Annotated in this window: 6 protein-coding genes; 2 read left to right on the forward strand and 4 right to left on the reverse strand. The window is 34.8% G+C overall.

What is annotated here, in order from left to right:
- Positions 1 to 249: 249 nt before the first annotated feature.
- Together E2R67_RS16155 and E2R67_RS16160 are read right to left on the reverse strand one after the other, a co-directional pair.
- A complete protein-coding gene (locus tag E2R67_RS16155) occupies positions 250 to 837 on the reverse strand; it encodes an imm11 family protein (protein WP_134291979.1) in 588 nt (195 codons plus the stop codon).
- Between the two features lie 177 nt (positions 838 to 1,014).
- Complete coding sequence (locus E2R67_RS16160; RefSeq protein WP_134291980.1) at positions 1,015 to 1,425, reverse strand: Imm50 family immunity protein; 411 nt, start codon at positions 1,423 to 1,425, stop codon at positions 1,015 to 1,017.
- A gap of 587 nt (positions 1,426 to 2,012) precedes the next feature.
- On the opposite strand from E2R67_RS16160, the gene E2R67_RS16165 reads away from it, so the two are divergent.
- Positions 2,013 to 2,594: a hypothetical protein gene (locus tag E2R67_RS16165; protein WP_134291981.1), complete on the forward strand. Its 582-nt coding sequence runs from the start codon at positions 2,013 to 2,015 to the stop codon at positions 2,592 to 2,594.
- Between the two features lie 126 nt (positions 2,595 to 2,720).
- Here the strand turns inward: E2R67_RS16165 and E2R67_RS16170 are convergent, their stop codons facing one another.
- Complete coding sequence (locus tag E2R67_RS16170; RefSeq protein ID WP_134291982.1) at positions 2,721 to 3,080, reverse strand: hypothetical protein; 360 nt, start codon at positions 3,078 to 3,080, stop codon at positions 2,721 to 2,723.
- Positions 3,081 to 3,556: 476 nt separating this feature from the next.
- Here E2R67_RS16170 and E2R67_RS16175 point away from each other — a divergent pair, with 476 nt between their 5' ends.
- Positions 3,557 to 4,402 (forward strand): DUF6630 family protein, encoded by an 846-nt coding sequence (locus tag E2R67_RS16175; RefSeq protein ID WP_134291983.1) that lies wholly within the window; start codon positions 3,557 to 3,559, stop codon positions 4,400 to 4,402.
- A gap of 380 nt (positions 4,403 to 4,782) precedes the next feature.
- On the opposite strand, the gene E2R67_RS16180 is transcribed toward E2R67_RS16175, so the two are convergent.
- Entirely contained in the window at positions 4,783 to 6,591 is a 1,809-nt protein-coding gene (locus tag E2R67_RS16180; protein WP_134291984.1) for a BspA family leucine-rich repeat surface protein, read from the reverse strand.
- Between the last annotated feature and the right edge of the window lie 1,048 nt (positions 6,592 to 7,639).

Here is a 7,639-nt window from a genome sequence, read left to right on the forward strand (position 1 = left end):
TTAACCAGAAAGGTTATCCCTTAATAATGAAGGGTGACGAGTTTTTTATACAATATCGACAGTGAAATAATAAATAAAAATCAATTTGAACTTGATTTACAAAGAGTGACCATATATGTCCCGTGTTTTTATTGACTTTCTAGAAGTGTTGGATCGTCATTAACTTTAAATTGTAAGAGTTTGATTTTTTTGAGCAACTAATGGATGTCTCGTAGTTTTTATTAAGTCATAGAAACATACAGAGAAAAATCAAACATCCAGACCGTCCCATCCCTCGGCTTTAAAAACTTTAAAACCTGTAACCCCCTCCGTCTCTAAAGCAGTTTTAAGTTTTTCGGTAATAAAAATTTGACCTTGCATACCCTTAGGAACAAAAGCATGACTCTGTATATCTGCATCTTGATTTACTACTAATGACTTAACTCTTTTTATTCGATCAGGAAAAAGTGGACTCATTGCAACCTTGGATTTTTCCATATCGATAAAATCGATAACACTTAAACAGTTAAATATGAAATAGTCATCTGATATGGTTTTATCTTGATGGTCCCATATTCGAACATTAAGAAACTCACCGGTTACTCCTAAAGATTCAAATATTTTTTTCACCTTTTGGTTAAAAACAACAATGCTGCCAAGACAATTCACAACGTCTAATAGTTCGGTATTATCAGGAAAATTAGGATCAAAACACATTACAGCATCATCAATTTTTGGAAAACTACCTGATAACGAAATAGCCTGCTTATACTTATACGCTTTAGGCCCATCTGACGGTACTGTTGATAAAAATGCACCCTTAGAACCAGCAGATGGAAAAAAAACAAAAATACTCATCATTACCTCTATTTATGCGAGTGCACCATATTTATAATTCGTTCTTGTTGATTTGGCTTTGTATTTCACCAACGTTTCATTTCCATTGTCCAATTTAATCTTTTTTATTAACATTTAAGGTAATAGATGCAGAGTTGGAGTCATTGACTTTAAGTGATTAATTATATTCCGATCAACTTATGGATGTCCCGTGTTTTTACCGTTATCCAAATAAGCACTTATTTTATTAAGAATTAAAAATTCTGAAGTGAATTCTATTTTTATTTCTTCACCTAAAATCTTTATAAATAGAACTTTATTCTCTGAGTGAATAGAAATATTGCACATACATTCAGTACCTAAACCTTCGATTTTTAAGTTTTGAATATTTAAGGCCGTTAATTGTATTTGAACACGATTAAAGCCTAGCTTAACCCACTTTTGGGGAGGTGACTCAGGGAATTCAAATAAATCTAGTCTAAGTATTAATTTAGGCCCATCTCGACTTAATACAACGTCATGTAGTACCGTAGATTCTAATAGAGGTAGTTTGTCAGAATAGATAGCGCTGATTTTACTACTATCTATTAAAAATTTAGTCCAATTCATATTCTTACTTTATATAACCTTATCGGATAGAATTTATATTTTAATTGTTTAATTTGGGTTCGCCTGCGCTCATCATGGCATTCTTATATTTATTAACAGTGTTTTCGCCCTGTCGGCGACATACTTTTTCTTACCAGAAGAATACTTTTTACCACAACATGCAAAAAGACTGGCTCCCAATTCGTTTTTTAATCTACTCTTTTTAAAATAAAGTAATTACAGCCTTCTTAACGCACCGCTCATACGCGGCGTCCATGCCGCGAAGTTCGCTAGCAACGGCAAAGGGCACGCAGAGCTTAGCCCGCTCATTACACTATGCTGTCGCATAATTCGCTCCCTGCCTTAGCTTGCTAAAGTCTTTAATTGATTCAGAAAAACTCAATGGGAGAGTTGTCGCAGCGACGTTGAGCACCGTTTTCTATTAACTTATTGATATTACTGATATCAACTAGTGGATGTCCCGTACTTTATCAAACCGAAGGTTAGGATACAGAGTTCGACATCTATCGACTTTAAGTTATAAGCGATTTATTATATTGCGATTAACTAATAGATGTCATGCATTTACTTGCGAAGAAAAAAATTAAATGAGTAACGAAAAATATTACATTATAAGTTCTAGTTTCCATGATGTTGATGGAATGATGCTGGGTAATATGCCAGATTTGCCTGATGATATGGAAGATGATTGGATGTTCGGTCAACAATTCAGTATTGAGCCCGAAGAGCCAATAACCATAGGAATTCAAGAGGGCAATGAGCATTGTACACCTTTACCCTTTTATAGAAGTCCACCAATAGCAACTCAAGCCTTGATTGACGCTCTAGCGGAGGTTGGAGTTGATAATATAGTTACTTATGATGTTATATTGAAAAGTCGAACAGCCCCATCAATCATGATTAGTGGATATAAAGCAATAAATGTTATTGGCTTAATAAAAGCAACTAGAGATGGAACAGTTTGTTTAACCGATTCTCAAATTGGCGATGCTAGTACTAGTATGAAAAACATTACGTTAGAACCATCGTTAACAAAAGGTTTATATATGTTCCGATTAGCTGAGAGCATGCGAACCATTGTGGTACATGAAAAAGTTAAACAACATTTAGAATCTAAATGTTTCAAATGCTTAAAATTTACTGAAGTAGACGAGGCATTCCTACTTTAACAAGTCATAAAAAACTCCCAACACCACCTAAACTGAAAAAGATCAAGTTTCAAAAGTGGGCCTAGAGATAATAAAGTAGTGCTCCATTGACATTAAGTTGTAAATAACTGATTTTATTGTCATCAACTAATGGATGTCCCATACTTTTGTCCCATACTTTTGAAGAAATTTTTCGTCTCTATTGAAGTGTTGTGCAATATATTTCAGGAATAATGTTCGGTGATTTTGTACTATCAGAGATTGCTCATAACCTATCATAAGAATAGTGAATGGAAGCCACAGTAAGGTAAATAAATAGAAAAATAAAGGTACGTTAAACGCAGCTAAGATTAGTACTGTTGCAATCGTCATGCCCACGCCTAAAAGCACGTATATCAAAGCCAAAAAACGAGAGCCTTTTCGGTTTTCTTTGATGGGAGAGACCTTACTTAATATGTTTCTGCTCAATAACGCATTAGGGGCATTTTTGACTTCTATATTATTCATTATGTTCTTCTCCTGACAGAATGTAACAATACCAGAGTTTAAAACTAAATAACGCGTAAGTTTTACCTTTAAATCATTCATAGTGAATAAATAATAAGTGTTCTGGTCTTTACTCTTAAAGATGCGTTGACTATGAATTAAGTTTTATTCATGAAAGCTTTTATGGTGAGTTAAGCATGTATAGCTAATCATTTAATGCTAAATTGGATAAATCATTGATGAAGAATGAGTAAATAAGTGAGAGCGAGAAATAGATGGCAGCTAGAAACTTTTTAAGCAAATTTATCAGCTTGGTAATGGCTAGTTTAATTATTGTAAGTGTTGGAATTTTTGCTGTGCTTAAACATTTTCCTAACTTGGTTTGGCAGCTAATAAAAATCATACCAGTGACGATTAAAGCGCTATTACATTTAATGATCATAATAGCTTGGGCTCTGCTAAACATATTTTTTATTATCATTAAGACGTTGCTGGTAGTGTCATTTGGCTTAATTTTTAGCCCTATTTGGTATCCAATCTACCTTATTATTCGAAAACAGAAACATCTACTATACCTTGAGTTATTATCATTAATCATTAGCCGTGATGTGGACGTATTTGGCGTAACACAACACGATGTCCAAATGAAAAAAATAAAAAGTGCCTCCACTGATGCTTTTACTTTTGATTATGACATGTTGTTGATGGATCAATTAAATGAACTTATCGAAGAAAAAGAGAGTTGGTTGGTTGCACGCATTGATTGGAAAGCGACTGATGAAGTTGAACCGCAATTGAATGCGTTACTCACTACTCACAATATAAAAGGGCATTTCCGTGCAACTACTTTAAGCGAATCTGTTGATAGTATTCCATTCGCTTTGTGTGAATTTGATTATTGGCTAGTAAATAAACAGTATCGTTTTATTTTGTGGGATCAAGGGAGTGATGAATATACTGGTTTTATATGTGAAACATCTTCTTGCGAACGGTTACTTGAGCTAGCTAAAAAATTAACCTTAACATTTAAAGTTGATATGGCGAATGAATTTAATATTTGTGTCGATAAAGCCACTGTAATTGAACACTTAACCTTTTTAATCGCATCCTCAAAAGCACGTAACATTAAACAAGATATTGATACATTTAGCTTTTTTGTTGACGGCTTGAATGATCCAGAATGTAGCGACATTAATGCACTATATGAAAGCCTATATTCACAAACCTGCGGTATGATGCGATACGCAGATTATACTGATGAAGAATATGAAAAAGTGATGTCCCTTATTCATATTTTGCAGTTGTATGAAGTGAAAATGAAAGCTGGTTTATCGGATTTTTAACATTAACGAATGACTGTCCTATAGCTTAATTGCACTTAGCTCACCTGTACTCGTCGGATCCTTTTGATTAGTAAATACTACGATTTGGCTCTGTCGGCGAGTTGCTATTGAAGAACTGAAACAAAGCACCGCATTCTGAATAAGTAAATATTCTTCGTATGAACGAAAGAAAACAGAGCCATATAATATCGGCCTAAATCGCTTTTAATCTGAATAAGTAACTGTCTTATAGACGTAGCGTTGATACTGATTATTCCTTCCTTAACTTTCTGAATGCTATGGTTGACTCAGAGAAAGCCATAGGATTTTCGTAGCCACATTGAACAATACTTTATCGTTAATAGGTCAAATTTTTTTAGATATATCGATATTCCGCATTTTTAAAATTTATCCGATGGATTATTTTTTTGAAAATGTTTTTTGAAAAATATTCTCCACTTTCTTCCTAACAGACCAAACTGACCAACCCAAATAGGTTTATTTATATCTAATAAAGGTGAATTCTCATTAAAAGAACCATGCTTTTTTACATTAACTACATTCCAATACGAGATGTCTTGATTAAAGCTTGAAGCTGCATAAAACATACCTATCATATCCGTTACCTCACCTACATTCCAAGACGATATGTCTTGATTAAAGCTTGAAGCTTGATAAAACATACCTGTCATATCCGTTACTTTACTCACGTCCCAAGAGGATATATCTTGATTAAAGCCTGAAGCGCCATAAAACATACCGCTCATATCGGTTACTTTACTCACGTCCCAAGACGATATATCTTGATTAAAGCCTAAAGCTTCACAAAACATACTCTGCATATCAGTTACATTACCCACATCCCAAGTCGAAATGTTTTGATTGAAAGCCGTTGCTGCGCAAAACATACTGTGCATATGAATTACGTTACTCACATCCCAAGTCGAAATGTTTTGATTGAAGGCTGTTGCTACGCCAAACATCTGTCTCATATTCCTCACTTTGCTAACATTCCAGAGAGAGATATCTTGATTGAATGCTGTTGCTTCTCTAAACATAGCTGCCATACTATTCACTTGGCTTACATCCCAAGTTGATAGGTTTTGATTGAAAGCTAAGGCTCGATAAAACATGCCTAACATATTCGTAACTTGTCTGACATCCCAAGTTGATAGGCTCTGATTGAACGCTGTTGCTTCGTAAAACATCTGTTCCATATTGGTTACTTGACTGACATTCCAGGTAGATATATTTTGATTGAAGGTTGTTGCTTCGCAAAACATCTTTTCCATATTCGTAACTTGGTCAACATCCCAAGAGGATATGTTTTGATTAAAGGCTGTCGCGCCTGAAAACATACCCTCCATAGTCGTTACTTTACTAACATCCCAAGAGGATAGTTCTTGATTGTATCGTATCGCTCCTGCAAACATTTGAAACATATTTGTCACTTGGCTAACATCCCAAGAGGAGAGATTTTGATTGAAATTTTCAGCTCCTGTAAACATTGCTCTCATATTTGTCACTTGGCTAACATTCCAAGATGATATGTCTTGATTAAAGGCTATGGCTTGGCAGAACATACCGTCCATATTCGTGACATTTCTAACATCCCAAGCTGATATGTCTTGATTGAATGCTAGAGCGCCTAAAAACATACTTTTCATACTCGTAACTTCGCTAACATTCCAAGAGGAGATATTTTGATTGAACGCTGGCGCCTCTCCAAACATGCTCTCAGTGTTTGTTACCTTACTTATATTCCAGGACGATATATCTTGATTGAATATTGTTGCTCCGCAAAACATAGCGAACATGTTGGTTACTTCACCAACATCCCAGGAAGAGATGTCTTGATTGAAGGCTGGCGCTATGGAAAACATACCTTCCATATTTGTTACTTTACCAACACTCCAAGAGGATAAATTTTGATTGAAGCTTGTTGCTCTACAAAACATCCCTTTCATGTTAGTAACTTGGCTCACATCCCAAGATGATATATCTTGATCAAATGTTATTGCCTCCCAAAACATGCTTTCCATATTGGTAACTTGGCTCACATCCCAGCTTGATATATCTTGATTAAAATCGTGTCTTTTTAAAAAAAGCTCACTCATATCAGTTATTTCTGACGTATTGACATTGGAAACGTCTGCGCCTTGATCAATTAATTTTTCAAGTTCTTTTCGAGTAATGGGGTGTGAAGACATATTTTTATCCTATTTTTTATATTCTTTTAACATAATATAACAGAAGTGTTTTTCTTTTTTCTATAAGTATTTAGGAAAATAGTTCTTCAAATAATTCAATTTTTTAGGTGCTTATTCAATCAGCTCTGAACTTATCAATTAACGATTCATTATTTTTATTGAACCACACCTTAGCACCATCAAGCTGTCTTCGGAGCTATTTAAACTTGATAATTTATTTTTGATACTCAAACTTATTATTTAGTGACCTAGATATTGTCATAAGATCCCTACTCATTTTTTGAACTAGAAATGTTGAATAGTTTGACCGATTGCTTTGAAAATGAATAACTGTTTGTGTCGCCTGTCTCTGGTACATTGAATTTGAATTGAGAACACACGACAATCGATCCAAGACGACTGGTCACGTCCTATAGATTTAGAGTACTGCCAGTAGCGTTCAAAAATGCTGTGTGAATTGCACTGAGGGCAGTAAGAGTCAAATGTCTCGTCAAAATATCTCAGTAACCTACCTTGTTCAAGGTCAGCAATTTCATATAAAGGAGTTTCTATAAGAAATTCCTGTGCCGTTGGTACTGTTTCAGAAGTGCTCAATAATTGCTCCCTTTAAACATAACAGTCTAACTAAGCCGAATTATTTCGTATTTATAGCAGAAACACGGAATTAAGTTTTCTGTAGATAATAAAATATTACTCAACATGGCTACGACAATTTCCCATTAAGTTTTTCTGAATCAATAATAGCCTTTAGCAAGCAGAGGCATGGAGCGATTTATGCGTCAGCATAGTGTTATGAGCGGACTAAGCTCTGCGTGCCCTCTGCCGTTGCTAGCGAACTTCGCGGCATGGACGCCGCGTATGAGCGGTGCGTAAAGAAGGCTGTTATTACTTTATTTTGAAGAGAGGAGATTAAAAAACGTTATAGGCGTGTACAGTCAAGTTCATAGGTAACACTTTATTAAACATACATGGGTTACACTTTTACCGTCCAATAGTCTTTACTTGATTCAAGGTCAATACAACCTAATCGATAAAAACTAAAATACAC

Source organism: Psychromonas algicola (genome assembly GCF_004378355.1).
Taxonomy (GTDB): domain Bacteria; phylum Pseudomonadota; class Gammaproteobacteria; order Enterobacterales; family Psychromonadaceae; genus Psychromonas.